At 64.0% G+C, this 26,885-nt stretch carries 29 protein-coding genes; 20 read left to right on the top strand and 9 right to left on the bottom strand.

What is annotated here, in order from left to right; translation table 11 throughout:
• Positions 1-156: 156 nt before the first annotated feature.
• The 3 genes from ACFQX9_RS06370 to ACFQX9_RS06360 all read left to right on the top strand — a co-directional run bounded on the left by ACFQX9_RS06370 (position 157) and on the right by ACFQX9_RS06360 (position 4,421).
• A complete protein-coding gene (locus tag ACFQX9_RS06370) occupies positions 157-3,324 on the top strand; it encodes a CheR family methyltransferase (protein WP_204511418.1) in 3,168 nt (1,055 codons plus the stop codon).
• Positions 3,324-4,070 (top strand): Crp/Fnr family transcriptional regulator, encoded by a 747-nt coding sequence (locus ACFQX9_RS06365; protein WP_085351355.1) that lies wholly within the window; start codon positions 3,324-3,326, stop codon positions 4,068-4,070. Before ACFQX9_RS06370 ends, ACFQX9_RS06365 begins: the two co-directional genes overlap by 1 nt.
• Before the next feature lie 138 nt (positions 4,071-4,208).
• On the top strand, positions 4,209-4,421 hold the full coding sequence (locus ACFQX9_RS06360; protein ID WP_377787255.1) for a hypothetical protein: 213 nt from the start codon (positions 4,209-4,211) through the stop codon (positions 4,419-4,421).
• A 48-nt stretch (positions 4,422-4,469) separates the two neighbouring features.
• Here the strand turns inward: ACFQX9_RS06360 and ACFQX9_RS06355 are convergent, their stop codons facing one another.
• Positions 4,470-4,643, bottom strand: a complete 174-nt coding sequence (locus tag ACFQX9_RS06355) for a hypothetical protein (RefSeq protein ID WP_240543305.1) — start codon at positions 4,641-4,643, stop codon at positions 4,470-4,472.
• 406 nt (positions 4,644-5,049) lie between these two features.
• Here ACFQX9_RS06355 and ACFQX9_RS06350 point away from each other — a divergent pair, with 406 nt between their 5' ends.
• The 7 genes from ACFQX9_RS06350 to ACFQX9_RS06320 all read left to right on the top strand — a co-directional run bounded on the left by ACFQX9_RS06350 (position 5,050) and on the right by ACFQX9_RS06320 (position 9,111).
• The gene (locus tag ACFQX9_RS06350; RefSeq protein WP_018455208.1) at positions 5,050-5,256 is read left to right on the top strand and encodes a hypothetical protein; all 207 of its coding nucleotides are present in this window, start codon (positions 5,050-5,052) and stop codon (positions 5,254-5,256) included.
• A 2-nt stretch (positions 5,257-5,258) separates the two neighbouring features.
• On the top strand, positions 5,259-5,459 hold the full coding sequence (locus ACFQX9_RS06345; RefSeq protein WP_085384447.1) for a hypothetical protein: 201 nt from the start codon (positions 5,259-5,261) through the stop codon (positions 5,457-5,459).
• Between the two features lie 80 nt (positions 5,460-5,539).
• Positions 5,540-6,616 carry a flavodoxin family protein gene (locus ACFQX9_RS06340; protein WP_377787250.1) on the top strand — a complete coding sequence of 359 codons (1,077 nt, stop codon included), beginning with the start codon at positions 5,540-5,542 and terminating at the stop codon, positions 6,614-6,616.
• A complete protein-coding gene (locus tag ACFQX9_RS06335; protein WP_085351358.1) occupies positions 6,613-7,518 on the top strand; it encodes an NAD(P)/FAD-dependent oxidoreductase in 906 nt (301 codons plus the stop codon). Before ACFQX9_RS06340 ends, ACFQX9_RS06335 begins: the two co-directional genes overlap by 4 nt.
• 18 nt (positions 7,519-7,536) lie before the next feature.
• Positions 7,537-8,481 carry a cation diffusion facilitator family transporter gene (locus ACFQX9_RS06330; RefSeq protein WP_247362521.1) on the top strand — a complete coding sequence of 315 codons (945 nt, stop codon included), beginning with the start codon at positions 7,537-7,539 and terminating at the stop codon, positions 8,479-8,481.
• Between the two features lie 101 nt (positions 8,482-8,582).
• Complete coding sequence (locus ACFQX9_RS06325; protein WP_007611368.1) at positions 8,583-8,912, top strand: four-helix bundle copper-binding protein; 330 nt, start codon at positions 8,583-8,585, stop codon at positions 8,910-8,912.
• A gap of 10 nt (positions 8,913-8,922) precedes the next feature.
• Complete coding sequence (locus ACFQX9_RS06320) at positions 8,923-9,111, top strand: hypothetical protein (protein WP_018455203.1); 189 nt, start codon at positions 8,923-8,925, stop codon at positions 9,109-9,111.
• A 21-nt stretch (positions 9,112-9,132) separates the two neighbouring features.
• Here the strand turns inward: ACFQX9_RS06320 and ACFQX9_RS06315 are convergent, their stop codons facing one another.
• On the bottom strand, positions 9,133-9,390 hold the full coding sequence (locus ACFQX9_RS06315; protein WP_240543306.1) for a hypothetical protein: 258 nt from the start codon (positions 9,388-9,390) through the stop codon (positions 9,133-9,135).
• Between the two features lie 282 nt (positions 9,391-9,672).
• On the opposite strand from ACFQX9_RS06315, the gene ACFQX9_RS06310 reads away from it, so the two are divergent.
• Positions 9,673-10,047: a hypothetical protein gene (locus tag ACFQX9_RS06310; protein WP_018455201.1), complete on the top strand. Its 375-nt coding sequence runs from the start codon at positions 9,673-9,675 to the stop codon at positions 10,045-10,047.
• Between the two features lie 3 nt (positions 10,048-10,050).
• Here ACFQX9_RS06310 and ACFQX9_RS06305 read toward each other — a convergent pair whose 3' ends face one another.
• Together ACFQX9_RS06305 and ACFQX9_RS06300 are read right to left on the bottom strand one after the other, a co-directional pair.
• On the bottom strand, positions 10,051-11,370 hold the full coding sequence (locus ACFQX9_RS06305) for a polysaccharide deacetylase family protein (protein ID WP_377787244.1): 1,320 nt from the start codon (positions 11,368-11,370) through the stop codon (positions 10,051-10,053).
• A gap of 190 nt (positions 11,371-11,560) precedes the next feature.
• A complete protein-coding gene (locus ACFQX9_RS06300; protein ID WP_162496377.1) occupies positions 11,561-12,334 on the bottom strand; it encodes a polysaccharide deacetylase family protein in 774 nt (257 codons plus the stop codon).
• A gap of 116 nt (positions 12,335-12,450) precedes the next feature.
• Here ACFQX9_RS06300 and mgtE point away from each other — a divergent pair, with 116 nt between their 5' ends.
• The 4 genes from mgtE (at position 12,451) to ACFQX9_RS06280 (ending at position 16,449) form a co-directional block, all read left to right on the top strand.
• Entirely contained in the window at positions 12,451-13,872 is a 1,422-nt protein-coding gene (gene mgtE / locus ACFQX9_RS06295; RefSeq protein WP_018455198.1) for a magnesium transporter, read from the top strand.
• Between the two features lie 222 nt (positions 13,873-14,094).
• A complete protein-coding gene (locus ACFQX9_RS06290) occupies positions 14,095-14,412 on the top strand; it encodes a DNA-binding transcriptional regulator (protein ID WP_085351361.1) in 318 nt (105 codons plus the stop codon).
• A gap of 185 nt (positions 14,413-14,597) precedes the next feature.
• On the top strand, positions 14,598-15,416 hold the full coding sequence (locus ACFQX9_RS06285; protein WP_018455196.1) for an aldo/keto reductase: 819 nt from the start codon (positions 14,598-14,600) through the stop codon (positions 15,414-15,416).
• 49 nt (positions 15,417-15,465) lie between these two features.
• Complete coding sequence (locus tag ACFQX9_RS06280) at positions 15,466-16,449, top strand: hypothetical protein (RefSeq protein WP_085384444.1); 984 nt, start codon at positions 15,466-15,468, stop codon at positions 16,447-16,449.
• Positions 16,450-16,990: 541 nt separating this feature from the next.
• Here ACFQX9_RS06280 and ACFQX9_RS06275 read toward each other — a convergent pair.
• The 4 genes from ACFQX9_RS06275 to ACFQX9_RS06260 form a co-directional block, all read right to left on the bottom strand.
• Complete coding sequence (locus tag ACFQX9_RS06275; RefSeq protein WP_247336178.1) at positions 16,991-17,155, bottom strand: hypothetical protein; 165 nt, start codon at positions 17,153-17,155, stop codon at positions 16,991-16,993.
• A gap of 481 nt (positions 17,156-17,636) precedes the next feature.
• A complete protein-coding gene (locus ACFQX9_RS06270) occupies positions 17,637-18,689 on the bottom strand; it encodes an HlyD family secretion protein (protein WP_377787238.1) in 1,053 nt (350 codons plus the stop codon).
• A complete protein-coding gene (locus ACFQX9_RS06265; RefSeq protein WP_247371897.1) occupies positions 18,686-19,951 on the bottom strand; it encodes a glycosyltransferase in 1,266 nt (421 codons plus the stop codon). Before ACFQX9_RS06265 ends, ACFQX9_RS06270 begins: the two co-directional genes overlap by 4 nt.
• A 1,111-nt stretch (positions 19,952-21,062) precedes the next feature.
• The gene (locus ACFQX9_RS06260; RefSeq protein ID WP_018455192.1) at positions 21,063-21,776 is read right to left on the bottom strand and encodes a DUF599 domain-containing protein; all 714 of its coding nucleotides are present in this window, start codon (positions 21,774-21,776) and stop codon (positions 21,063-21,065) included.
• 124 nt (positions 21,777-21,900) lie between these two features.
• On the opposite strand from ACFQX9_RS06260, the gene ACFQX9_RS06255 reads away from it, so the two are divergent.
• From ACFQX9_RS06255 to ACFQX9_RS06240, 4 genes are all read left to right on the top strand, one after another.
• Positions 21,901-22,563, top strand: a complete 663-nt coding sequence (locus tag ACFQX9_RS06255) for a glutathione S-transferase family protein (RefSeq protein WP_018455191.1) — start codon at positions 21,901-21,903, stop codon at positions 22,561-22,563.
• Positions 22,564-22,887: 324 nt separating this feature from the next.
• Positions 22,888-23,091: a hypothetical protein gene (locus ACFQX9_RS06250; RefSeq protein WP_007611353.1), complete on the top strand. Its 204-nt coding sequence runs from the start codon at positions 22,888-22,890 to the stop codon at positions 23,089-23,091.
• Positions 23,092-23,250: 159 nt separating this feature from the next.
• Positions 23,251-24,216 carry a hypothetical protein gene (locus tag ACFQX9_RS06245; RefSeq protein ID WP_377787233.1) on the top strand — a complete coding sequence of 322 codons (966 nt, stop codon included), beginning with the start codon at positions 23,251-23,253 and terminating at the stop codon, positions 24,214-24,216.
• A 42-nt stretch (positions 24,217-24,258) separates the two neighbouring features.
• Positions 24,259-24,699 (top strand): DUF1489 family protein, encoded by a 441-nt coding sequence (locus ACFQX9_RS06240; RefSeq protein ID WP_007603229.1) that lies wholly within the window; start codon positions 24,259-24,261, stop codon positions 24,697-24,699.
• On the opposite strand, the gene panC is transcribed toward ACFQX9_RS06240, so the two are convergent.
• Positions 24,696-25,547 (bottom strand): pantoate--beta-alanine ligase, encoded by an 852-nt coding sequence (panC, locus tag ACFQX9_RS06235; RefSeq protein WP_247399096.1) that lies wholly within the window; start codon positions 25,545-25,547, stop codon positions 24,696-24,698. The two genes, ACFQX9_RS06240 and panC, sit on opposite strands and share 4 nt — an antisense overlap.
• 281 nt (positions 25,548-25,828) lie before the next feature.
• Between panC and ACFQX9_RS06230 the strand changes: the two genes are divergently transcribed.
• Positions 25,829-26,752 carry a division plane positioning ATPase MipZ gene (locus ACFQX9_RS06230; protein WP_247399092.1) on the top strand — a complete coding sequence of 308 codons (924 nt, stop codon included), beginning with the start codon at positions 25,829-25,831 and terminating at the stop codon, positions 26,750-26,752.
• Positions 26,753-26,885: the final 133 nt, after the last annotated feature.

Below are 26,885 nucleotides of genomic sequence, written 5' to 3'. Positions count from 1 at the left end.
CAGGCCACCCAAGCTCAATGCCTAATGCCCAATGCTCGCTGTACGGAACGCAGCGTGACGTTTCCGCCTTGCACCTGTTGGGATAATATCAATTCTGCTATTTGCGGCGAGCGGGCGTCCTCTGGTTCCCGTCAATGAATGAGAGCTACCGAGACCATGCATGAAATCGGCGACCAGTCGGTCGAAAGAGAGCGCCAGACCAGGTCTCCGCTGATCATCGGGGTGGGCGCCGCGCCGACAGCTCTGGATAGCGTCGAGCGGTTCTTTTCCAGGCTGACCGTAAGCGCCGACCAGGCCGTCGTGCTCGCATTCCAGCATCATGAGGCCCTCGACGAGCCGCGGCTGCGCCAGATCGTGCGAAATTCCCACGGTGGCAAGATTTCCGACGTCGGCAACGGCCAGACCATCGAGGGTGGCACGATTTATCTGTGCCCGCCGGCGATGATCACGACGATCCAGGACGGTCGCTTCGGCGTCCGCCCGGCCGAGCAGGCGCCCGGCGAGCGGGCGACGATCGACAGCTTCCTGGTGTCGCTGGCGGAAGAACGCGCCGAGCAATCGATCGGCGTGATCCTGTCCGGCATCGGCGGCGATGGCACGTTGGGTACCGCGACACTGAAGGACCACGGCGGCCTTGCCATCGCCGAAAAAGGCGCGAGCGACGACGCGGATCATCTGAAGGACGCCGATACGCCGGCGGCGATCGCCGACTACGTGCTGACCGCCGAAGACATCGCCGAGCACATCCAGGTCTATGCCCGTCATCTGCGGCGGCTGGAGGAGAAGCAGGGGTTCGATGAGGTGCTGGCCGCTGCAGCGACCTCGCTGTCGCGCATCGCCGACATCCTGCGCAGCAAGACCGGCAATGATTTCCACGGCTACAAGCAGAACACCTTCCTGCGTCGCGTGCAGCGGCGGATGCAGGTGGTCCAGATCGGCGACATTTCCGCTTACGTCGATTTCCTGCGCAACGACCAGGACGAGGCGCAGCACCTCTTCAACGACCTCTTGATCGGCGTCACCGAATTCTTCCGCGACAAGCGTGAATTCGAGGTGCTGGAGAACCAGATCGTCCCGAAGCTCTTCGAAGGCAAGGACGCGAGCCAGCAGGTTCGCGTCTGGGTGCTCGGCTGCGCCACCGGCGAGGAGGCCTATTCGATCGGTATCCTCCTGCGCGAGCACATGGCCAAAATGGACTCCGTGCCGCAGGTTCAGATCTTCGCGACCGACATCGACGGACGGGCGTTGGCGGCCGCGCGCGTCGGCCGCTATCGCACCAAGATCGAGGCGGACATGACCAGCGAGCGCCTGGCGCGCTGGTTCGTGCGCGAAGGCGATACCTATTGCGTGGTCAAGGAGCTGCGCGAAATGTGCATCTTCTCGCAGCACAATGTGATCAAGGACGCACCGTTCTCCAAGCTCGATCTCGTCTCCTGCCGCAACCTGCTGATCTATCTCAATGCCGAACTGCAGAACCGGGTGATCCCGTTATTCCACTTCGCCCTTCTGCCGGATCGGTTCCTGTTCCTCGGCAATTCCGAGAACGTCACGCGGCATCCAAAACTGTTCGTACCGGTCGACCGCCGCGCCCGCATCTTCAAGAAGCTCGAGACCGGAACCCGGCTGCCGCCGGAATTTCCGATCACGACCGCCGCGGGGAGGGCAAACCTCGAGATAGCGCCGGCGCGCTCCTTCCGCCCTGATATCGGGCTGGAGCGTCGCGCGCAGCGGATCGCGGAGCGCTATGCGCCCGCCTATGTCATCGCCGACAGCAACTTTCAGGTCCTGCACTTTTCCGGGCGCACCGGACGCTACATCGAGCCGACGGCAGGCGCCGCCACGCTCGATCTGCTCCAACTCGTCCACCGCGATCTCCGCCTGGACCTGCGGGCGGTGCTCAGCCGCGCGGCGGAGACCAACGAGCCCGCCCATGCCGAACAGGTGCAGCTCGGCGCCAACGGCCAGCACATTCCCGTCGACATCACGGTGGAGCCGATCCAGGAGAGCGGCAGCGGCGATCGCAATTTTGTCGTCCTGTTCAAGGACGGCCCGGTGCGCGCCATCGATGCCGGCGCAGGCAAGCCCAATGCGTTGGTGCAGACCGAGCATGTCGAGCGTATCGAAGGCGAGCTGCGGGCGACGCGGGAGCGCCTTCAGGCGACCATCGAAGAGCTCGAAAGCACCAACGAGGAGCTGAAATCCTCCAACGAGGAATACCAGTCACTCAATGAAGAGCTTCAGTCCGCGAACGAGGAGCTCGAAACCTCGCGCGAGGAATTGCAGTCGGTCAACGAGGAATTGACCACCGTGAACGGCGAGCTGGCTCACCGCGTCCAGGAATTGACGCGCGCCACCAGCGATCTCGAGAATTTCCTGGAGAGCACGCAGATCGCGACCGTGTTCCTCGACAACGATCTGCGCGTGATGAACTTCACGCCGGCGATCACGCAGGTCCTGCATCTCGTCGAAACCGACAGAGGCCGCCCCATCGCGCACATCAAGGCGCGCATCCCGATCGAGGACCTCTATGACGACATTCGCGGCGTGCTGCGGACGCTCGTTATCGCCGAGCGCGAGCTGAGGGCGCCGGACAGCGGCACGCGCTACATCGTGCGCATCCTGCCCTATCGCAGCATCGACAACTTCATCGCCGGCGTCGTCATCACCTTCGTCGACATCACCGCCATGACCCGCGCCGAGGAGCGGCAGCGCCTGCTCCTGGCCGAGCTCCAGCATCGGGTCCGTAACACGCTCGGCGTGGTGCGCTCGATTGCTCGTCGCACGGCCGATACGAGCTCGACGGTCGAGGAGTTTGCCTCCCATCTTGATGGCCGGCTCAACGCTTTCGCCCGTACCCAGGCACTGGTGACCCGCGATCCCGAGGGCGGCGTCGATCTCGAATACCTCGCCGTCGAGGAGATGCTGGCCTATAATGCCAGGGAGGGCGAGCAGGTACGTGTCAGCGGTCCCCCGGTGCGTTTTCAGTCGAAGGCAGCGGAAACCTTTGCCCTTGCCATTCACGAGCTCGCGACCAACGCACTCAAATACGGCGCCCTGAGCCGGCCGACCGGTCGCATCGAGATTTCCTGGCGCCTCGAGCAGGGCACCGACCCGGCGGAGCTGGTGTTCGAGTGGCGGGAGCGCGGTGGGCCGCCGGTTGCGCCGCCGCCGCACAAAGGATTTGGGACCGAGCTTCTGGAGCGCACACTCGCGTTCGAGTTCAAGGGGCAGACCAGGTTGGCATTCAGTCCCAAGGGATTGGAATGCACGATCACCATTCCCCTCAGCAAGCGGGCGTTTCATACACCGGCGGTGGCCAGCTGATGCCCTTGTCGACGCTAGATCGCAGCCAGGTGGACCCGGTCATTCGCCGGCTGAACGTGCTGAGGCCCTTGTCGACGGAGGCCCGCACCTCGCTCGAATACGCGATGCTCGAGGGAATCCAGCGCGCAGGAGCGGGCGAGGATCTGATCTCGGAGGGCGATCCGGTCGACAGCGTGCGCCTCGTGCTGTCCGGCTGGCTCTGCCGCTACAAGACGCTGGAGGACGGCCGGAGACAGATCGTCAATTTTCTCTTTCCCGGCGAAAGTTGCGACGCGCACGCGTTCCTGCTCTCGGTGATGGATCATTCCATCGCGGCGATGACGCCGGTCGTCTACACCGAAATCAAGCGCGCGCGGTTCGAGAGTCTGGTGGCGGGCGACCGTGGGCTCGCGGAAGCGTTCTGGTGCGAGACGCTCGTCAACAACGCGATCCAGCGCGAATGGGCCATCAACCTCGGCCGCCGGGTGGCCTTTGAACGCGTGGCCCATCTGTTCTGCGAGATCATCGAGCGGCTGCGTCCTGTCGGCATGGTCGAGGGCAATTCCTGCGTGATGCCGGTGACGCAAATGGATCTTGCGGACGCCACCGGCCTGTCGGTGGTCCATCTTAATCGCACGGTTCAGGAGTTGCGTGCTTCCGGCCTGATCGTGCTGCGCGATCGCACGCTGACCATCACCGATCTCGATGCGCTCAAGGATGCGGCGCTGTTCTCCCCGAGCTATCTGCAACTCTATCGACGGAGCTAAGCGTTTGCTCGCTTCGGGAACGGTCGTACTTGATCCAGGTTAGTGTTCGCGGATGTTTTTTGAGCGGATGGCTGGGTTTGAGTAATTGACGTAACTTACGTAAAGGCAGTTTCGTCCCGAATCCTATATTGTCGTTCCATGAACGACGTCCTGCTTGCCCGCGCTGAGCGCGCGATCGAAGCAAGCCGCGCCCTCCGGGCGCAGCGCAGAGCGGTCGCGGACCAGCTTGATCACGCCACGCGCCAGGTGCGCCGGGTGGTGATGGAAAGCGCGATGCTGCGCTCGGAGCTCAAGGCCCTCCGCGACGACCGGGAAGGACAGGATCTCCGGCACCGCGTGCCGTCGGAATAGGAGCCGACGACACCAAACGTGCAGCATGCGCCGGGATGGGCGCGCCAGTCAGCGCCGCTTCGCTGCTTTGGATCGCCTGTTGTATGGCGAGCGGTTGACGGGTCTCAGCGAAATGCCTTCGCGCTGCGCCTTGCTGCGAATGGCCGCGACCGGGCGCTGCAGCTTGATGCTCATGACGCCCGTGGGCGTGTTTCCTTTTGCGAGCTGCTTCAGCTTGCTCACGTCCGCAGGTGTCCACCGTTCGCGCGCCCGGCGCTTGTACGCGGGATTTGCCTTGCGCGGGCCTTTGCGGCCGATCGGTGAGCCCGGCCGTTTCCATGCTGCTTTCGCCATGATGATCCTCCTTCAAGTCCTTCATCAATAAGCGAATCAGCATTTCGGTTCCGGCGCACTCGAGGCAGCGCCGGCGTGCGAAGGGAATGCGCACATCCGTCGCTGCTCGGCCCCTTCGTTTCGCACCAGCAAAATCACGCACCGTTAACTTATTGAAATGCCGGAACCTGCGGTTGCGGCCGAAGCTGCCAACACTGCCGGGCTGGGCCGCCCCAACCGGCATGAACTTTGGCCCCGGCGCCCGACCTCCCGCCGGGGCCAATTCCTCCGATCAAAAGGGCTTTGTGAAAGTACAATGACCGCGAAACGCAACCGCAGGAAACAGACCCAATCGCTCCAGGAGCGGTTGGCGGCATTCGCCCAAACCGCTCGCGAGCGCGCGCGCAGCCTGCCGCCCGGCAAGGAGCGCGACATGCTGCTTCAGCGCGCCAAGCAGAACGAGGTGACCTCGAACCTGACGGACTGGCTGAGCGAACCCGTGTACCCGAGACGGGGAGGGTGACGATGCGGAGCATCAAGCACTACCGCGCGTTCCAGATCGATCCGGACGGGCATGTGTTTGGATGCATCAACCTGGTCTGCGACAATGATGAGCAGGCCAAGCGCGAGGCCGCCTCGCTCGTGCTGGTGCACCGCATCGAACTGTGGCGGCTGGACCAGCGCATCGCGCAGTTCGATGTGCCGCCGCAAGTTGTCCGCCAGTAGAGCAGCGACACGAGAGCGAGAAGGAACCGCGCGCTGCGCCCCGGGTTGGTCGAACTGTACCGACCTCGCGAGGAGCCAGCATGACGGAAGCCGACATTCGCAAGGGGATGCCGCCCGTCAAGCTCTCGCGCGAGGCCTTCGAGCACCGCTACAGGAGCCGGTTCGTCGATCCCGCCTTTGCACCGCTCCAGCGCGAGCTCGACGCCATCGTCGGCGCAGCCTGGGATGCCTACAGCAATTCACGCAAGGCCCCGCTGACGCGAAAGGCGGGCGCGGGATTCTCCGATCCCGATTACGACATCGCCATCGACTGGCTCGATGCGCGCGCGAAGATCCTGGCAGCGCAGCGACGCCATGACGACGCGGACGAGACGCCGCGCATCCTCATCATCAACGGCTCGGCCCGCAGCGAGCACACCTGTCCCGGCGAGATGTCCAAGACCTGGCGCCTGGTCGAACTCGCCGAGCCGGTCTTTGCCGAGCTTGGATTTGCCGTCGACATCCTCGATCTGTCGCGCCTGGCTTCGGAGTTCGGCAGGACGATCCATCCCTGCAAATCCTGCGTCGGAACAGCGATGCCGCTCTGCCACTGGCCGTGCAGCTGCTATCCAAACTACTCGCTGGGACAGACCGACGACTGGATGAACGATATCTATCCGCTGTGGGTCGCCGCCCACGGCATCCTGATCGTGACGCCGGTGAACTGGTATCACGTGCCCGCCGGATTGAAGGCGATGATGGATCGCATGGTCTGCGCCGATGGCGGCAATCCCGATCCGACCTCGACCCACGGCAAGAAGGCTGCCGAAGCCAAGGCGCTGGAGCTGAAGGGCTGGTCCTATCCGCGCCATCTCGCCGGCCGCCATTTCGGCCTCGTCGTTCACGGCGATGCGGTCGGTGCCGAGGGGGCGCGCCGGGCCTTGTCGGATTGGCTGACCGACATGCAGCTGATCTCGGCGGGCCGCTTCGCCGAGCTCGATGGCTATGTCGGCTACATGGAGCCATACGCCACCTCGCACCGCGACCTCGATGACGACAGGGCATTCCAGACGGAGGTGCAGAACGTCGCGCGCGCACTCGGCAACGCGGTCCGCCTGTCGCGGAGCGGACAGCTTCGCGAGCCCGGTGCGGGCCTGTCGGATCCAAACCCCAAATGACGGCGAATGATCAGCCGTATGATTGCCTGATCGTCGGCGGCGGCCCGGCCGGGCTGATGGCTGCGATCTACCTCGCGCGATTTCGGCGCCGCGTCTGTGTCGTGGACGCAGGCGCGAGCCGGGCGGCGCTGATCCCGCGCAGTCACAATGTGCCGGGCTTCGTCCACGGCCTCTCCGGCACTGACCTGCTCGCGCGCATGTCCGCGCAACTGGGCGAGCTCGCGGTCACGCGCGTTGATGCCGAGGTCACCGGCTTGCGACGACACGATCACGGTTTTCAGGCGATCTGGAACGGCGGCGCGCATACGGCCGCCACCGTCATCCTTGCCTGCGGCATCGTCGACGCCCATCCGCCGTTCGACGAATGGCGCGCGGCCGTCGCGGACGGGCTGTTGCGCTACTGTCCCGTTTGCGACGCCTTCGAGGCGATCGACCGTCGCATCGGCATCGTCGGTCCGCTTCACCGCGCCGCCGGCAAGGCGCTCTTCATGCGCGGCTACTCGCGCGACGTGACGCTGCTGGCAACGGGCGAGGATGACGGGAAGCCCGCGGCAGCGGAGCTCAATGAAGCCGGTGTCGAGATCGTCGTCGCGCCCGGCCTGCGCCTGAGGCGGCGAGACGACGGCGTTGAAGCCGTCTTCGCCGATGGCCGGACGGCGCAATTCGAGATGGTCTACCCGGTGATGGGTGCGGAAGTGCGCTCGCATCTCGCGATGACGCTTGGGGCCGAACACACCGCAGACGGCCATCTGAAAGTCGACGACCATCAGCGCAGCTCGGTCGACGGGCTCTACGGCATCGGCGACGTCGTCACCGACCTGCACCAGATATCGGTCGCGTTCGGCCACGCCGCGCTCGCCGCCTGCACGATCCACAACAGCCTGCCGCGGCGGCTGGCATGAGGAACGGGGTATCGGACATTGGCAACAGAATCATCCTCGAAGACCGCGGTCTATGCGGCGCTCTTCGGCAATGTCCTGGTCGCGGTCACGAAGATCGGCGCCGCCGCGTGGACGGGAAGTTCGGCCATGACGAGCGAAGCGGTGCATTCGCTCGTCGATACGACCAATGAGATCCTGCTGCTCTATGGCTACCGGCGCGCGAGCCGTTCGCCCGACGAATCCCATCCGCTCGGCTATGGGCGCGAACTGTATTTCTGGAGCTTCATCGTTGCGCTGCTGATCTTCGCGCTGGGCGCCGGTGTCTCGCTGTATCAGGGCATTCTGCATGTCGCCGCACCCGAGCCGATCGAAAGTCCGATCGTCAGCTTCGTGGTGCTCGGGCTGTCGTTCCTGTTTGAAGGCGGTTCCTGGCTGGTTGCCCTGCGGCGCTTCAGCTCCGACGGCCAGCGGTTCGGGTATTACCAGGCTTTCGTTCGCAGCAAGGATCCTCCGGCATTCATGGTGCTGCTCGAGGACAGCGCGGCGCTGGTCGGCATCGCCATTGCCGCGGCGGCCACTGCCGCGGCCGTATTGCTGCGCCAGCCGGTCTGGGACGGGATCGGTTCGATCATGATCGGGATATTGCTGGCGATCGTGTCGATCGGTCTCGCGCGCGAGAGCAAGAGCCTGCTGATCGGCGAGCCCGCCGATCCGGAACTTGCGCGATCGGTCCTCGACATCGCAAGGCGGTCGCCCGGCGTGCTCAGGGCCAACGGCCTGCTGACGGTGCAGCTGTCGCCGGCCGAAATCGTTGCGGCCCTCAGCATCGAATTTGCGGACGACAAGCGCGCCGACGATATCGAGCGATGCGTCGTTTCGATCGAGACCGAGATACGCAAACGCCATCCAAGCGTGGCCGCCTTGTTCATCAAGCCGCAGACCGATGCTCGCTACCGGGCGGTGCGCGCCAGGCGTTACGGCTAGCTTTGCGAGGTTCCCTGGACGTCACAATCGGCACGACGGCAGGAACGATCACAACATCCCTCTGGTTGACCGGTGCAGGGGGCGAGCAATGGAGACACCGGATGGCTCAATCCGAAGACATGACGCGCTGCATCGCGCTCTGCATGAGCTGCTATCAGACCTGCCTCGGCACCGCGATGAACCATTGCCTCGAGACCGGCGGCAAGCACGTCGAGCCCAAGCATTTCCGCCTGATGATGGCGTGCGCCGAAATGTGCCGGACGGCGGCGCATTTCATGCTGATCAATACGCCGCATCACCGGCACACATGCGGCGAATGCGCCGAAATTTGCAGCGAATGCGCCGAGGATTGCGAGCGGGTCGGCGGCATGGACGAGTGCGTCGCCATGTGCCGCTCCTGCGCGCAATCCTGCCGTGCGATGGCGGCCTGAGGACAAGCCCATGCTGGAAGAGAAACTCACGGAAGCCATCGTCGAGGAGCTGAAGCGGCAGGCGGCGAACCGGCCGCAATCGCTGAAGGTCGAACGGGCGCACGACGCGAAAGCCTCGGAGGAGCTGATCGTCAACGGCAAGATCGACTTGGCCGCGCTGGTCATGGTGATCGCCGGATCGGTCGCCGGCGGGCCTTAGGTCCGGCCGTCAACGGCGCCCTCAGCCATATTCCTCGCCGATGCCGTATTCCCGGTAGATCTCCAGCGGATCGAGGTCGGGAAAAAGCCGGCATTTGGCCTGGGCGAGATGCAGGGTCACCGCCGCCGGCTCCTTGCCGTTCGCGAGCATCTTGCGGATGTCGTCCATATGCGCGCTCGGCTGGTGCTTGGTATCGAGCTGCTCCAGTGCGACCAGCGCAGTCGCCAGCGCCTCGGTCAGTACCCAGTCGTCGTGGCCGGTGATTCCCTTCTTCGGCATCGGCAGACCCCACATGTGGCGGTCCCAGTCTATCGGGACTTCGGCCGAATCTCCAAGGAGCCGTTGCAGCCAGCAGGCCCGCGGACCGGCGGCCGTGCTCCGGCTTGCATTATGGCCGGGCGTGGCTAAAAGGCGGCATTGCCGGGGCAATAGTATCTTTGTTGAAACAAAGTTGGCGTAGACGGGGCTGCATGGCATTCAGGCCGGCTGTTCCGGTCTGGGCTCCTGATCCCCGCATTTGCAACACGGTCGGTTGCGCCACCCTTCAAGGCTTAAGCCCGCATGGTCTTTTTAAGCTTCGTCTATCGCTTCGTGACCAACTTCGCATTCATGGCGATGGTCTATTTCAGCCTGAATTTCATGGAGAAGTACCAGAACCGGGCGATTATCGCGATCCTGGTGCTGGTCTATACCGGCATGCGCGCAGCTTCGACGCTGCGGGCGTTCTACTTTTACCAGAAGATCGAGAAGCTGGAAGCCGAGACCAAGCGCCTTCAGGCTCCGCTCAATGACGGCACTGGCGGAACGAGTGTGCGCAAGCAGGTCGTGGTTGACGTCGCCCGGCTGCGGCGCGACGGCGAGGTCAAGTCCTATATGGACCTGTTCTTCCTGGCGCTGATCGTATTGCTCTGCGTCGCCAACATCATGCGACAGTAAGCTCTACTGCGCGCGCTTCTTCAGGCTTGCCACCCGGGTCGGGCGCGGCGCTGTGCTCTTGGGCGCGGCGCTCTTGGGGGCAGTGCTCTTGGCTGCAGTGCCCTCGGTCTCTGCGGCGTGGTTCGGTGTGCCATGAGCAGCGTGCGCGGTGCGGGGAGCGTGCCACTTGCCGGCTTTGACCTTGGCCGCAGGAGGCGTCTCGGCCGCCATTGCCAGGCGCGTCGCGGCGCGCCGCGACAAGGTCGTCGACAGCAGCACCTCGACCGAGCCTTCCGGGATCGCAAAGAGATCGCGGCCAGGCACGGGCAGGGTGGCCGCGACATTGGCGAGCGCCATGGTCTTGCGCGGCAGCAGCGGTTGGTGCGCGGCCTGTGCGTTGAGGTCGGCCAGCGAGGGTGCCGGAAGCGTCTTGGTCTGCGCGAACACGAAGTTCGGCACGGCCGGCCAGCGCGCGATCGGTGTGGTCTCGGTCGGCGGATGCAGCAGCCATTCCACCGGCGTTGTCGGCGTCGCCAGCTGCTCGGCGGTCGCGGGCACCACGTGCACGATGCGATAGCCGCGCGCCTTGAGGTCGCGGATGATCTTCGGCAGCGCCGCCACCGTGCGGGCCTGGATGTCGTGCAGCAGCAGGATGCCCTTGCCCTTGGCCTCAAGCCGCTGGATTGCGAGCTGATAGACGCGATCGGGCGACACATGGCGCCAGTCGTCCGCCGGGAAATCGGCGCTCCAGACCTGGATGCCGCGCGAGATCAGAACGTTCTCGACGCCGTCGGCGCGCATCAGGCCGGGAATGCGGAAGAACGGCGCGAGCTTGGACGGATCGGTCATTGCGGCCGATGTCCACTCGATGCCGCCATTGATCTGCGCCTCGGCCTTGTCGAGCGGCATCCGGTCCATTGTGAGCGGATGCGTCATGCTGTGGGTGCCGACGGTATGGCCCGCTGCGACCAGCTTGCGCACGCCTTCCGGGTTCGCCTTGGCCTGTTCGCCAATGATGAAGAAGGTCGCCTTGATGCACTCGTCGGCGAGGATCTGCAGCACCTGGTTGGAATATTTCGGCAACGGACCGTCGTCGAAGGTCAGGACGACTTCATGGTCCTTCAGCGGCAGCGTCTCGCGGTACTGCATGGTGCCGATGCGGGGATGCTCGTGCGGATCGACCACGAGCGTGCGGGAGGTCCCGAGCGCGTCCGGATGGCCGGGGCAGTCGGCCGCAATGGCCGGCGAGCCGATGGTCAGGACACCAAGGAATCCGCCAAGAAAGCTGCCAAGGCAAAGGACGATCCACGATCGCGTCCGAGCAACAACGCTACTTCCGATCATGAACCCGGTCTGCCCTCTTACGCGATTGCCGCCATAGTAGGTCGGAGACATCAGCAAACGGTTCAGGCGCAAGAACCCCGACCCAGAACCCTGCCGCGACAAGTCCCCTTGATACTTGCATGGCGTAGCATGAACGGACTGTTAATAGGGCCCAAATCACCCCATTTTGCACCGGCGTGACATTCCGGCATCAATGCGCGTCGGCACTCTTCTGTGATGCACCCGCCGGCACGACGTGAACCACCCGATAGCGGTTCTCCCTCAGATACCGCAGGAAGGCCGGCATGATCGCAGCCGTACGCGCCTTGGGATCGTGGAACAGGATGATACCCTTGCCGGCGGCGGCGAGCCGCTCGGTGACGAGCTTCATTTCCTGCTCCGGCGTCATCTCGTTCCAGTCGCTGGCCCACAGGTCGGCCCCGAACACCACGATGCCGCGGGACTGGAGCAGGTCAAGCTCGGCTGGCGTCGCCTCGAAATAGGGGAAGCGGAAGAACGGGGTCGCGGGCGTCGTTGTCGAGGTGCCGTGCAGAGCCAGCTCGACGGCCGCGATGCCGCGGTCGATTTCGCTCTTCGCTTTGTCGAACGGAATGCGCGCCATGAACGGGTGCGAGAAGGTGTGGTGACCGATGCTGTGGCCCTCGCGCGCGATGCGCTTGACCATGTCAGGGTGTTCGGAGGCGTGCAGGCCGATCAGGAAGAAGGTCGCGCGCACGCATTCCTGCGCCAGTGCCACCAATACCTTCGACGTCGTCGGCGGATGCGGCCCGTCGTCGAAGGTCAGCACGACCTCGTGATCGGCAAGCTCCAGCGTCTGCGGAAAGCTCTTCAGGCCCACGCGCGGCGCGGTCTTGGCGTCGACGCTCAGAATGCGGGAGGTGCCGAGCGCGTCCTTGCGCGGGCACTCGGCGGCTTCACTCGAGGCGATGCCGGTGAGGGCGGCGAGGGCTGCGCCTGCCGACATCGAGGTCCACCTCAGTCGAAGCATCTTTGTCATTGCGCTCAGAGTTGCCTTGTGGGTATTGCCTGAACCGTCAGCTCAGACCATTCGTTCCAACCTGTCGAACGGCGAGGCGCGCCATGGATGAACATCTGGACGGTGCCGCATCTGCCGCGGAATCGGTACTCGACCACGTGCCGATGCGCAATGAAGACGGCGAAATTCGTCACGAATTCGTCGCGGAAATTACCCATGCGATCGAGGCCGGCGACAGCGCCGCGCTGCGCGCTTGCGTTGCCGAGCTGCACGAGGCCGATCTCGGCGATCTCATTGGGGCTCTCGAGCCCGACGATCGGGTCCGCCTGGTTGAGCTGACGGGGCGCGATTTCGACTTCTCCGCGCTGAACGAGCTCGACGAGGGCGTGCGCGAGGAGATCCTCGAGGAACTGCCGCCGCAGACGGTCGCGGAAGGTGTGCGCGAGCTCGAATCCGACGACGCGGTCGAGCTGCTGGAAACGCTCGATCAGGCCGATCAGGAGGAGATCCTCGAGAAGCTGCCGCTCAAGGAGCGCGTCGTGCTCGAGCGCAGCCTGCTTTATCCGGAGAACTCCGCCGGCCGCCGGATGCAGACCGAGTTCATCGCCGTGCCGCAGGATTTCACCGTGGGGCAGGCGATCGACTACATGCGCGAGACGCCGGATCTGCCAGACCGCTTCTACGAGATCTACGTCGTCGACAAGGAGCAGCACTGGCAGGGCGCGGTCTCGCTCGACGTGCTGCTGCGCGCCCGCCGCCCGGTGGCGCTTGCCGAACTGACCGACGAGGATCGCCGCCGCGTCTCCGTCCTGGAGGACCAGGAGGAGGTGGCGCGCATGTTCGGCAAGTACAATCTCGTCGCAGCCCCGGTGCTCGACACCCAGGACCGCCTCGTCGGCGTCATCACCGTCGACGACGTCGTCGACGTCATCGAGGAAGAGGCGGACGAGGACCTCAAGGCGCTCGGCGGCGTCAACAGCGACGAAGAGCTGTCCGACACCGTGTTCACCATTGCACGCGCGCGGTTCAACTGGCTGCTGGTCAATCTCGCCACCGCCTTTCTGGCGTCGTCCGTGCTCGGCCTGTTCGAGGGGCAGCTCGAGAAGATGGTGGCGCTCGCCGTGCTGGCGCCGATCGTCGCAAGCCAGGGCGGCAATGCCGCGACCCAGACCATGACGGTCGCGGTGCGGGCGCTGGCGACGCGCGAGCTCGGCTCCTCCAATGCCTGGCGCGTGGTGGTGCGCGAGGGCCTGGTCGGCCTCGTCAACGGTCTCGCCTTTGCCGTGATCACGGGCGTCGCTGCGGTGGCCTGGTTCAGGATCCCGGGCCTCGGCCTGGTCATCGGGCTCGCCATCATCGTGAACCTCTTCGCCGGCGCACTCGGAGGCATCCTGATCCCGATGGCGCTCGAACGTGTCAGGGCCGATCCGGCCGTGGCCTCCGGCACGTTCGTGACAACGGTCACTGACGTCGTCGGCTTCTTCTCCTTCCTCGGCATCGCGACGTTGTGGTTCGGGTTGAGGTAGGGCTACACGCACTCTCGTCTCCCCGGCGCGCTGCAACGCCCTTGGCGTTGCTGCGCAACCGGGACCCAGAAGCGGCACAGTATTGCAGCGACATGGGCCCCGGCTCTGCAGCGCACCGCTGAAGAAGCGCTGCGCTGCGTCCGGGGCACGAGACCGTATACGCAGCCATCATCTTTAATCCGAACTTAAGCGAGCTGCCGCATCATCGCCTTGCTTGGGGGAATGAGCATGCGTGTGCGGTTGAAGGCGGACGGACGGATTGTCGAGTTGCGGGATGGGCGGGAGTTTCCGGTCCAGCCGTTTCCAATCCAGCCCGTACCTAACGCAGCGCCGCCCGACACCAGCTCGCTCGCCGTGCGCGATTTGCGCCGCCGTGCCTGCCTGACCCAGATGGAGTTCGCGGCCAAGCTCGGCGTTCCCGTCGAGACCATCCGCAATTGGGAGCAGGGCAAGCGGGCCCCGCGGGGACCCGCCCGCGCGCTGCTCGCTGTGATCGCGCATGCGCCTGACACCGTATTCCAGGCGCTTGCCAAAGCCTGAGCTCGAGGCCTGACCTCAAGGCCTGACGTCAAGGCCTGACGTCAAGGCCTGGCACGAACCTCCCGTTAGCATTGCGCGCAAGATCCGACCCGGCGGCCGGTGTCGCCCGTTGGCAGTGTTGCCAGCCGGGTTCATAATGACGCCTGGATCATGATTTGGGGCGACCGCGACAGAGAGGATTCCTCATGCTGTTCGTCGAGACCAATGGCGCAAGGATACCGGCGATCGGGCTGGGGACCTGGGAGCTGAGCGGGCGCATGTGCACCCGTGTGGTCGAGCAGGCGCTGCGGCTCGGCTATCGCCACATCGATACCGCACAGGTCTACGAGAATGAGCGCGAGGTCGGCGACGGCTTGCGCGCCTCCGGCGTGCGCCGCGACGACATCTTCCTGACGACAAAGGTCTGGACCAATCATTTCGCGCCCCACGATCTCGAGCGCTCGGTCAAGGAGAGCCTGGCGCGCATGCGACTTCCCTCCGTCGATCTCCTGCTGCTGCACTGGCCCAATTCGCACGTGCCGCTGGAGGAGACGCTGGGCGCGCTGTCGCATGCCAAGCGCATGGGCCTGACCCGCCACATCGGCGTTTCCAATTTCACCGTGGCGCTGATCGAGCAGGCGGTGGCGTTGTCGCCGGAGCCGCTGGCCTGCAACCAGGTCGAATACCACCCTTATCTCGACCAGGCGAAGGTGAGGGCGGCCTGCGATCAGCACGGGCTCGCGCTGGTCGCCTACAGCCCGATCGCCAAGGGGCGGATCAAGACCGACCGGACGCTCGCCGAGATCGGGCGTCTGCATCACAAGACGCCGGCGCAGGTCTGCCTGCGCTGGCTGGTGCAACAGAATGTCGCTGCGATCCCGCGCACCTCGCGCGTCGAACGCCTGTCGGAAAACATCGAGATCTTCGATTTCGAGCTTTCGGACGACGAGATGGCCCAGATCGCCGCGCTGGCCAGTCCCAGGGGCCGCCTGACCGATTTCGCCTTCGCGCCAAAATGGGATTGAGAGGGGCCTGCCGTATGCTAGGACCAGCTTGGCAACCTGAAGTCAGGCGATGGAACTGCGGAAGATCATACGGACGGACATTGCAGCGTCGGCGATCGCCCATCTGACGCTGGTCGCGCTGATCATCGTGATCAGCGAAGTCCATCCGTTTCACGCCAGCCCGCCCGAATCGGTTTCCGTCAGCATCGTGACGCCGGAGCAGGTGAAGCAGGAGGAGGCCAAAGCCGAGGAGAAGACCGGGGAAAAACTCAAGGCGAAGCCGCCGGAGCCGACCCCTGACCTGAAACTGCCGAAGTTCGATTTGAACGATAAGGACAAGGCGGCGGCCGCGCCGAAGCCCGAGGCGAAGCAGCAGGCTGCGGCACAGTCCTCGAAGCAGCAGGCCTCGCCTGAACCGCCGCAGCAGAAACAGCCGCAGCCACAGCCTTCACAGACGCCGCAGCAGCGCGAGGCAAATGCGCAGCCGCAACCGCAGCCTCCACAGCCACAGCCTCAGCCATCGCAGTCGCCGCCGCCTCAGGCGACGCCGCAGCCCCCGGCGCCACAGCTACTGCCACAAGCGATGCAGCACCCGGAGGCCGCGCCGCCGCCGTCCTATCAGGCGCCGGAGCCCGACGTCACTGTCAAATACGGCGTCATGCTGGGCCTGCCGCCGGAATTGCCGACGGAGCTGCCGAAAGACGCCCCCAAAGACGATGGCGGCGATGCCAAGGATTCAATCGCGGCGAAGCTGCCGGTCGAAATCATCGCCGAGCTGCGTCGTCATTTGCGAAGCTGCGCCAAGCTGCCGGCTGGGGTCGCGCCGACCGACAACGTCAACATCAAGCTGCGCACCGTGCTCGCGACCGACGGCACGCTGGCGCGCGAGCCGATCCTGATCGAAGCCCCGCCGTCCGCAAAGGGCGTCGCGCTCGTGAAGTCCGCCATGAGCGCGCTTCAGGCCTGCCAGCCCTACAAGATGTTGCCGGCCGACAAATACGGGGAATGGAAGGTGATGGACCTGCCGTTCAGCCCGCGGGATTTCGGCGGCTAAACTCTCGCTTGGGCTACGGCCTTGCTTTGTCGCTCTGCTGTCAATCCATCTTCGCAAATATATTCCACTTTGCCGAAATTCGGACACGGCGTATGTGTTGGCCATCCCGGCTCATCCTTGAGGGGCGATCTTGTGGTCGTCATGTTCGCGAGCCGGCTTGCGGTGGACGCGGCAGCGTTCGGGTGCGAGAGGCCAAGGGCAGGGCGGATTGCTCTCTGTGAGCCCAAAGCTTCGTGCCGACGAGCGGCGCTGCAAAGCTTCGTCACGGCGCCGCCTGTCAAACCGCCACAGACGAGACGCCGGCAGCGAATACAACCTCAGCCTGAGTCGGGCGGCGAAATTGAAGCGCAGCCGCCGCGCGTGCACGGCGATTGCCGCGTCGGCGGGAGCATCAAAATGCAAAGATAATCAATGCCACCAGCAAGACGTTGAACATGCCCAACGTGAGTACGGCGATATCGAAAACGCGGATCAAGCTGATCATGGTGTCCTCCGATACACGCCAACCGGGTGCTATGATGCCTCCGCTACGACCGGGTGTCTATGCAGTTTGTGCCTGCTCGGCGACCATCGCCACAATGTCGGCCAACCGCGTTGGGTCCAGAACGCCGTGTGTGGGAGCGCGGGCGCGCTTGGGAAAAGTGGTGAAAATTCCGCCTTCGTCAACTCGCGCGGCATTGTTGACCGATGCGCTGTTGAGTTGCAACCATTTGTCTCAAACTTCACTCGCCCTGTGGAGACAGGCGAGACCGTTGAAACTATCGTAGTTACAGTCGGGCATCGTGCTACCGACCAAGGCAGCTCTACCTGGCTGCTGAAGCTACCCTATGCTTATTCTCTGTCCAACTCTGCTCGCCGCAGTCGCACTTGAGCGACGGATAAGCCGAGATCGCCGCTAATCCTTACAAGCCAGCCGGAGCACACGCTGGGGACACCACCATCTCGACCCAACACCTTGTGCACCGCGCGCTAGTGCCCACGATCTCGCAAGCTGGGTCGGCCGACACAATGTCGCGGCAGCACTTCGGGCACGTATATCCCGCGATGTTTGGCGTGAAGTCATACTCCGGACCAACATAGGCGCAGATCATGTGGTGGAATACTGGAAACAACATCAGCGCGGAGGAGCCGCAAGCCGGGCAACCCGTTTGGTTCGCTTCGATCTGCATGCTGCACCTCGCTCCCTCTCACAGCTCGTCGAGCCCGAATAGTTTCACCAGCATGGAAGCGATGCGCGCGCTGAGTTGTGTGTAGTGCATGTGAACGTCGACGGCCGAGTTCAGCGCCGGGGGATGCGCGCCTGGGCTGAACTGAATTCGCGCGATTTGCGAGGCGGTACGCTCGCGCGCCGCCGATGAGCCCGCTCCGGGGTACACGTCTGACACCGGCAGAATTTCCACGATCTCGCCCAGAATTCGCCGGTTGCCGAACAGGACAAAGACTTCGTTGCCGACTTTCGGGTCGGACAGGCGTTCGTTGGGAACGTACCAGTCGACGAAGACATCGGTGGGGTCGAGAATTTCTGCGATCGGAGTGCCCGCCACCAGTGACTGGCCGGCACGCGCTGGATTGTTCGCGACGATGCCAGCTATGGGTGAAAAGATTCTTCCGTCGGCAAAGCTGCTTTCAACCTTTTCGAGGCGATCAGAAAGTTGCCGGCTGAATTCGTCGAGAGCGGCCAATTGAGTGCTGGCCTCGGCGGCTTCCGCCTCCTGCGAGACCACGGCTTTGTTCGCCAGGGCGCGCTCCCGCGACATGTCAATGCGGTAATTCAGGCTCGCGGCCGATGAGGTTGCGATAAGTTGGACAGCTTCCTCAGCAAGCTGCAGATGTGAGCGCGCCGCGTCGAGAGATTCGCGCGCAACCCGGGCTTTGACACGCAGTTCCGCTTTGCGGCCGGCGATGCCCGCGAGCGAGCGCATATAAGTAGCGACGATTTCATCGTGCTGCGGAGACCGCACCCTTCCGATTTCTTCGCCTGCCTTGACCGATCCACCTCTCACCACGGTGATGCTGTTGATCTGCACGATGTAGGGCAGTGAAACCAAATATCTTGGCGAGGACACGCTGCCCGGGCCGCCGAGATAGAGAATTGGCCTCCCGAAATAGACGACAAAGAATGCGAGTATGCCGAATACGATTGTCGCATAGGCGGCGCGGACGGTCCGTCCGGCCGCGCGCCGACGGCTCTCGATAGGATCGGGAATATGCGGATCGAGTCGCGTCAGGGCCACCGTCATTTGGCCACCTCTTTTGTCCGATCTCCGAATAGTGCACGGCGAACGCGCGGTGGCACGAAATCATCGTTCCGCGACGAGGCAAAGATGATTTCCGAAGAGTAGGAAAAAAACCGCGCGCACTTCAGATAGACGCCCTGGTACAAGGGAAAGATCAGCGCCATCTTCCAGCCAAAGTTTCCGACGGATCGTTGGAATAGGGCGAACACAAGTGCCATAGTGAATACCGAGATCCAGAGCAGCAGCAGGTAGATCGCCGAGAGAAACAACACGGCATCCGGGCCGAACAACAGCACAATGTAGGCCAAGTAGAACGGCAGGCTGAGCGTCGGAACGAGATCGAAGACGATGAAGTCCAGCCTTTGGATCGTGTCCGGTAAACGCTCTAGCGGATGGCGAAAACTCAGCTCGCCATACATCATGAAACGGATGCGCAGAGCATCGCGATCCCAGCGCGCGCGCTGGCGCAACAGACTGATGCCGCTTGCGGGGCCGGCTGTTTCCGCCCAGGCGTCGGACACGAACCGAATGACATAGCCGAGCCTGCGGAGCCGTAAGGTGTACTCCATATCTTCGCCAGGGCCGACGTCGAGCCCGCCCTGCTGCGTGAAGATATCCCGCCGATACATGGAACAGGCGCCGGACAGACACGCGATCGCATCCACCACGTCGAGGATCGACCGCCCCGCAGTGATCGACATCAGGTATTCGACGCTTTGAAGTCCTGTCCATATCGAATCGCGCTCATTGCTGATCGCGATGTTGCAACTTGCGCCGGCGACGAGCGGATCGCCGAACGCAGCCGCGAGGCGCTCAACCGCGTTCGGTTCGAAGACAGTGTCGGCATCTACGGTCAGAAGAAGATCGCCGCGGGCAAACCGTGCTGCAGCGTTGATGGCAGCGCTGCGGCCGCAGCGGGTCCCATGGCAGATGACCATATCAACTAGCCCCTGCGCTCTCGCCCGCTCCGCGACCGCGCGTGTTTGGTCGGTGGAGCCGTCGTCGACGACGATGATTTCGACAGGTCGCAGGGTTTGCCGGCGCAGCGAGCTGATCGAAGGAGCAAGCCCGGAGCCGCCGTTGAAGGTCGGGATAATCACGCTTACCGTCGCCTCGCAAACCGTCCCACTGGCGCTTCGCCGCTTCGAGCTGAACAGAGCAAGAGACACCAGCGATAAGGTGTAGCGGGGTATGTCGAATATCAGCAGCGAGAAGGCGAGCAGAAACAAACTCGTTCCGGCGAGCACTTCTACCATTTCGGACATGCCGGCCACCTCCGCTGCGAAAGGACCATTCCGAGCATCCGACCAAACAAGGCGTGCAAGGCAATTATCAGATGGGAAAATGAAGACCATCGCGTTGATGGTCGAGTGGTAAATTGCGTAAACATTTGCTTTGTGTGTCTGCGCTATTCACCTCCAGCATCGGCTTGGCCAATTGACGATGGAAGCGTGCTCTCGAGTTTTGATTTTGTTGGCCTGCTGGCATCAGCATTGCGGTTTCATGCTGTTGCCGGGTCGATAAATCCGACAAGGTGACCGGTCCGGCCAACCTTTCAGGCGCAAGACGGCCTCAGTCTGGAGGGCTGAGGCCGGGGGCCGTTGATGTACCGTTGGGGTCGGTACTCTTCTATTTTAATCATGGCGAGACCACTTTGCGGTATTGTCCTGAAGGACAAGCAATCAGCACGTAGTTCCTCTCACACATCTGCGGACCGCCCGACGGGTATGACGGACCGTCGTCCGTGCTACGCACACGCCGTTGATACGTGTCCTACCGACGCCGCAGGCAGCAGCAACTTCCGTAACGAGGCTTTCGGGCTGTGCAATCGGGGCAGGTGTCATCGCCTGAGCCGATACTGCGAAGCAGAAGGCGAATGTGGCAATTCCGAGCGACTTGATCATATCGAGCTCCCTGGAAGCGCCCAACCGCCCGGCCGGCGCGGCGGAGCGATGACGCGACTCTCTCAAGTTGATGCCCGCGTCTGTAAGAGAATTGAGATAGATCAAAGCGACTTTAGGGAGTTCCACGCGGCAATCGCTGCACATAGCAGATCGAGACGCCGGCTTAGGACTATGACCGCAGACTTCCCTGTGCCTCTTGGGACAAGAGGGTGAAGTGGCCAGACTCGGGCAAAATGCGCCGCGAAGGTGCGAAGCTATAGTCGCAATTCAAGATGCGAGCTGGAAAAGTGGCGCTGCCGCCTCATGCTCCGTCATTGCGAGCGCAGCGAAGCAATCCAGTCTGCCGCCGCGGGGGGATTCTGGATTGCTTCGCTGCGCTCGCAATGACGATGTGGAGAGAGGGTGCGCCACATTCGCTCTTGTGGACGCACCGCTACTCAGCGGTGCACTGCAGAGCCGCAACACGAGCGCGTCAGGGACCGCGCCGCGTCTCCTCGCCATTCACCACCTCCGGCGCCATCGCTTCCCACGCGCTCGAGGCGAACTGCCGCCGCCAAGTCACGATCACCACGGTTGCCGTGGTCACGAACAACACCCAGGGGCTGACGAACCAGCCGAGATAGCCGAGTGCGAAGAAGAAGGCGCGCTGGCCGCGGTTGAAATGGCGGCCGGCGGATTCGAACAGGCGCGAGGTGCGGATCACATGAGCTTCGGCCTCCGGCGTGTCACGCTGCGCGGCTGCCGGCATGCCGCCGAACAGGATCGCGACATAGTTGAACAGGCGGTACGACCAGGCGAATTTGAAGAAGGCATAGACGCAGATCAGGACGAGGCCGACGCATTTCAGCTCCCACATCGCCGGCGAGGTACTGAGATCGATCGGCAGCTTGCTCAAGATCGTGATCGCGTCGTTGGTCGCGTGCAGCAGCGCCAGCGCGCCGCCGAGCGCGATCAGGCTGGTGGAGGCGAAGAAGGCGGTGCCGTTCTGCAATGAGGCCATGATCTGCATGTCGACCATGCGCGCGTCGCGGTCGAGTAGCCGGCGCACCCACACCTCGCGGTAGCGGTTCATGCGCGCCGACAGGCTGTCGCGGCCATAGGCCGATTGCTCCAGCGTCAGGGCGTAGACCAGCCATTCGATGATGAAGAAGCCGACGGCTGTGATGTCGACCCAATGCCTGCTCATGTCAGTCTCCCGGAGAGGATCGCAACGCTTGCCACGCATGGCGAGGTGCAGCAACGATTGATTGGCGGCAGGCGATGGCGTTAAAAGCGGCTCGCTTCAAGGCGTATCGAGAAGGACTGATGACATGGCTGCGCTGAAACTCGCAATCGGCAACAAGAATTACTCGTCATGGTCGATGCGGCCCTGGCTCGCGCTCCGCGCCAACGACATTCCGTTCGTGGAGACCCTCATCCCGCTCTACACCGACAATCCCGCGGACAAGGAGCAGATCATCTCGTTCAGCCGCGCCGGCAAGGTGCCGGTGCTGGTCGATGGCGACATCACGGTGTGGGATTCGCTCAGCATCATCGAATACATCGCCGAGCGCTATCCGGAAGTGAAGTTGTGGCCGGACGAGGCCGCCGCGCGCGCCCATGCCCGTTCGGTGTGCGCCGAGATGCATTCCGGCTTCATGGCCCTTCGCAACGAATGCGGCATGAACCTGCACCGCCCGGTGCGCCCCGTGACGCTGTCGGCGGACGCCGAGGCCAATATCGCGCGCGTGCAGGAGATCTGGCGCGAATGCCGGGCCCGGTATGGCGCCAATGGACCGTTCCTGTTCGGGCGCTTCGGCGCGGCGGATGCGATGTATGCTCCGGTCGTGCACCGCTTCCGCACCTACGCGATCGAGGTCACGCCGGAGACCAAGGCCTACATGGACACGATGCTGGCGCTTCCGGCGTTCCAGGAATGGACCCGGGACGCGCTCGCCGAAACGCTTGTCATCGAAAAGTTCGAGAACGTGTAATCTGCGGTGATCGGCCTCGCTCGACGCCGAGCAAGCCGGCGGCGCTCAATCGCCAGAGTCGTCGGCAGAGGGACCTCACGGCCCAGGAACCTCCCAAGGTGGTGGATCACGCCAGCCCCGACGACCGTTTGCCCCATACCCCCGAAAGAACCGGTTCCAGCGGTATCGTCGGCTGACGGCATCACTCTGAAATAACTGCAAAATTCGCACGTTTGCCATGTCGCATACTGCTGGCCAAAAACGCTCGTCGCATGCTATACAGCGGCCGGGTTTTCGGCCGGCCGACGCAGTGGGACCATGGGCGTGGCAGGCGTTGTTTGAGTGATGGAGAGGGTGTTGAAGCACAAATTCCCTATTGGCGCGCGCGTATTGTTCACCGCCAGCAATGTCGCACGCCCCGCTGCCAGCGGTTCGTATGAGGTCATCCGCCTCCTGCCGACCGATGGTGACGACTGTCAGTACCGGATCAAGAGCTCGACCGAAGCCTTCGAACGTGTCGCCAAGGAAAGCCAGCTCGCGCTGTCCTGAAGGCCGACGCTATCCGCGCATTGGCGCGTCCCCGGGAATTTGTATTCTGCCGCCGTCAAAAGGCCCGCTTCACCTTCAAAAGGTGGGCCGGGGGCAGTTGCCGACTCTCGGTACTCGCTTTGACCATTCGCTCTCTGCTCGCGTGAGGGGACGTCGCGCATGAACTGGGCATGGGCCTCGTCGCTCGACCAAATTTGGCGCTCGCCGGCCTTTCCAATGTGGATGATGTTGGCGGCTGCCGGCTTCTTCGGGCTGATCCTCCTGGTCACGCTGCTGCGCGCCGAACGATCGGTCGCCAACGGCGCGCTGACCGTCCTTGCGCTGCTCGCCATTGCCATCGCGCTGGCTGCTGTTGTGCGCGTCGATGGACCGGCGGGGCAGACCACGCCGACGGAGGCGCGCGCACAGGCGGCGATGACCGCGAGCCTGCCGGCGCTGTCCTGTCTCGACGATCTCGCCGGCGATGCCGTGGCCATGGGCTGCGAGAAGGCGCTGTTCGGCGCGCCGGACGTGGCCGCTGCGGCCGTCTCCACGACCGCGGCCAGGATCGACCGTCTGACGGCGCTCGGCGATGCCGCGACCGCCGAGAAGAGCCTGACGCCCGACATCAAGGTGCTGCGCAAATCGCTGGAGCGTGATCGCTATGGCTTGGTCGCGCAGGTACTGGTCGTGCGCGACGGCTGCACGCAGTTCGACTGTGCGGCCTTCCGCTCGCTGACCGACCAGCAGCAGGTCGCCGCCAACATGGATTCCCATCTCTACGACACGCTGGTCGCGCGCTACGCCCCGACCTGGAATGCGCCTGCAGCAGCGCAATCGTTGCCGGCCACTGCCGCACTTGCGGGACTGCCGCCGTCGATGCCGACGGGCAAGCCGACCAATGCCGAGTTCCCGAGTGCCTCGTCGACGCCGCCGGTCAGCATCATGAATCCCGAGCCGCCGACGCGTCAGTCGGCGCCCACCGCAAACGCGGCGGCTCCGCGCGCCCCCGCAGCGGCCTCGGCGCAGGCCGCAGCTCCCGCCGCGAAGAAGCCGCCTGCGCCGAAGGCTGCGCGGGCGCCGGCGGCAGCACCGGTTCCGCTCACGCCGCCGGCCGCGGCTGCCCCGGCTGCGGATAACAAGTAGATCGGCATTCCAAATGCGTGGCTGTCCGGCTAATGCTGGGGCATGCCACTACATCTGATCAAGCTCGCCGTCGGCTGCGAATCCGTCAAGGAATTGAAGGAGTGGACCGCCGAACGGATGCAGACCGCCAAGAAGAAGGGTCTGCCGCAACATCACATCCACATCACCCGCATGGTGCCCAAGCGCGACGCCGAGATCCTGTCGGGTGGGTCGCTCTATTGGGTGATCAAGGGCGAGGTCGCCGCGCGCGAAAAGATCATCGGCATCGAGCCGTTCCGCGACAAGGACGGCATCGGGCGCTGCCGGATCGTGATGCAGCCGAAGGTGATTCCGGTGTCGCCGCGGCCGATGCGCCCGTTCCAGGGCTGGCGCTATCTCGCCGACGATTCGGTGCCGCCCGATCTCGGCAAGTCCGCCGCCGGCTCGATCGCGGCGATGCCGGAGCCGATGCGGCGCGAACTGCGCGATCTCGGGCTGCTCTAAACCGCGATATTGTCGATCAGCCGGGTGGTGCCGAGCTTGGCCGCGACCAGGATGCGCAACGGTCCGTCGTTGCGCGAGCTGACCTGTGCCAGGGTCGCTGCATGGCGCACTTCGAAATAGTCGAGCTCAAAGCCGGCCGCCGTGATCATCGCGGCACCGCGCGCCATTGCGGGCGCGACCGCTTCGCCGGCGCGAATGCGCCCGGCGCTTACCTTCATGGCGCGGTATAGCGTGGTTGCGGTCTGCCGCTCCTGTGGCGACAAATAGACGTTGCGCGAGGACATCGCGAGCCCGTCGCGCTCGCGCACGGTGCGGGAGCCGATCACCTTGACGCCGAGCTCGAGGTCGCGGGCCATCTGCGCCACCACCCGCAACTGCTGAAAATCCTTCTCGCCGAAGATCGCGACATCCGGCCGGCACTGGGTGAACAGCTTGCCGACGACGGTGGCGACGCCGCCGAAGAAATGCGGGCGGAAGCGGTCCTCGAGGCCAGCCAGCGCCGGTCCCTCCGGCACGATGCGGGTGGCAAAGCCCTCCGGGTACATGGCCTCGGCGCCGGGATGCCAGACGATATCGACGTCCTCGGCGGCGAGCTTGGCGAGATCGGCCTTCCAGGTTCGCGGATAGGCGCCAAAATCCTCGGTCGGAGCGAACTGGGTCGGGTTGACGAAGATCGACACCACGACGCGGCTCGCGCGCCGCTTGGCCAGGCGCACCAGCGACATATGGCCGTCATGGAGCGCTCCCATGGTCGGGACCAGCGCGATCGTCGCCTTTCGCTTGCGAAGATTGTCGACGGCGCGTCGCAAGGTGGGGACCGTGCGGGCGATCAAGGGGCTGCGTGACATCAGAACTCGACGGGATTGGGAATCGACGGGCGCGTTCCGGCGCCCGGCAGGCTAACCTTAACAAGCGGCGACCATGGACGCCATGCATCCGGATGCGGCACAGCATCCCGCGCAAAGCCGCGCAAGCGTCGCGGCATTGTGGGCTGGATCACAGACGCGAAGCGGCGCCGCGATTCATGATGAAGGTCAGCGCGCCGCGATTTGTCTTGCCTGTCACGCATTTCACTTGACCGCAGACGCGGCCAACTCGAAGATATTCGTTAGGGGTGTTGAGGATCGCGATGCTTGTGCAAGCTAGCCAAGGCCAGTCCGGCTCGGCGCATGTGGTCGTGCTCGGCAACGAGAAAGGCGGCTCCGGCAAGTCGACTACCGCCCTGCACATTGCAGTCGCGCTTCTCAAAGCCGGCCAGCGCGTCGCCACCATCGACCTCGACTGCCGTCAGCAGAGCTTTACTCACTACATCGACAACCGTTCCGCCTGGGCGCGCCGAACCAAGCTCGACCTCGAACTGCCGTTGCATCGCTGCATCAAGCTTGGCGAAACGATGCAGGTTGCCGAGAACGAGAATTCGGAGTTCCTTCAGTTCATGGAGGCGGTCTCGGCGGTCGAGAGCAGCTTCGACTTCATCGTCATCGATACGCCCGGCACCGACAGCTACCTGATGCGGCTTGCGCACTCGATGGCCGACACGCTGGTGACCCCGATCAATGACAGCTTCCTCGATTTCGATGTGCTCGGCACTGTCGATCCCGCCAATTACGCGGTGACAGGCGAGAGCCACTACGCGGAGATGGTGCGGGATGTCAGGCGCAAGCGCCGCCAGCTCGACGGTGCGACCACCGACTGGATCGTGGTGCGCAACCGCCTGTCGATGCTCGGCTCCCGCAACAAGCAGCTCGTTGCCGATGGGTTGAAGGATTTGTCGCTGCGGCTCGGCTTCCGCTACGTCGACGGCTTCGCCGAACGGGTCGTCTATCGCGAGTTCTTCCCGCGCGGTCTGACCGCGCTGGACGAGATCGACGAGGCCACGCTCGGCATGCGGCCAAATCTCGGCCATCTCACCGCACGGGAGGAGGTGACGAGCCTGCTCCGCCAGCTCAAGCTTCCGCTCGACGAGCGCGGACGTCGCCGCGCGGCCAATCGCGCCGAGTGGTTCAACCAGGTCGACAAGCCGCTCGAGGTCCACGACATCCTCGGCGCTTGAGGCGGCGGTACATCGCTACTTCCAGTCGATCAAGAGGCCGGTCTCCCCGGGGAACCGAGCCCGCGCTCAACCGTTTTCACCCCGTGTTTACTGCAAAACGGAACCGATCGAGACAGGTTGCGTCGGATGGTGA

Source organism: Bradyrhizobium sp. GCM10028915 (assembly GCF_042666195.1).
Taxonomy (GTDB): domain Bacteria; phylum Pseudomonadota; class Alphaproteobacteria; order Rhizobiales; family Xanthobacteraceae; genus Bradyrhizobium; species Bradyrhizobium canariense_D.
Note: the sequence above shows the minus strand (reverse complement) of the source record. Positions and strands in the feature narration are given on the sequence as shown.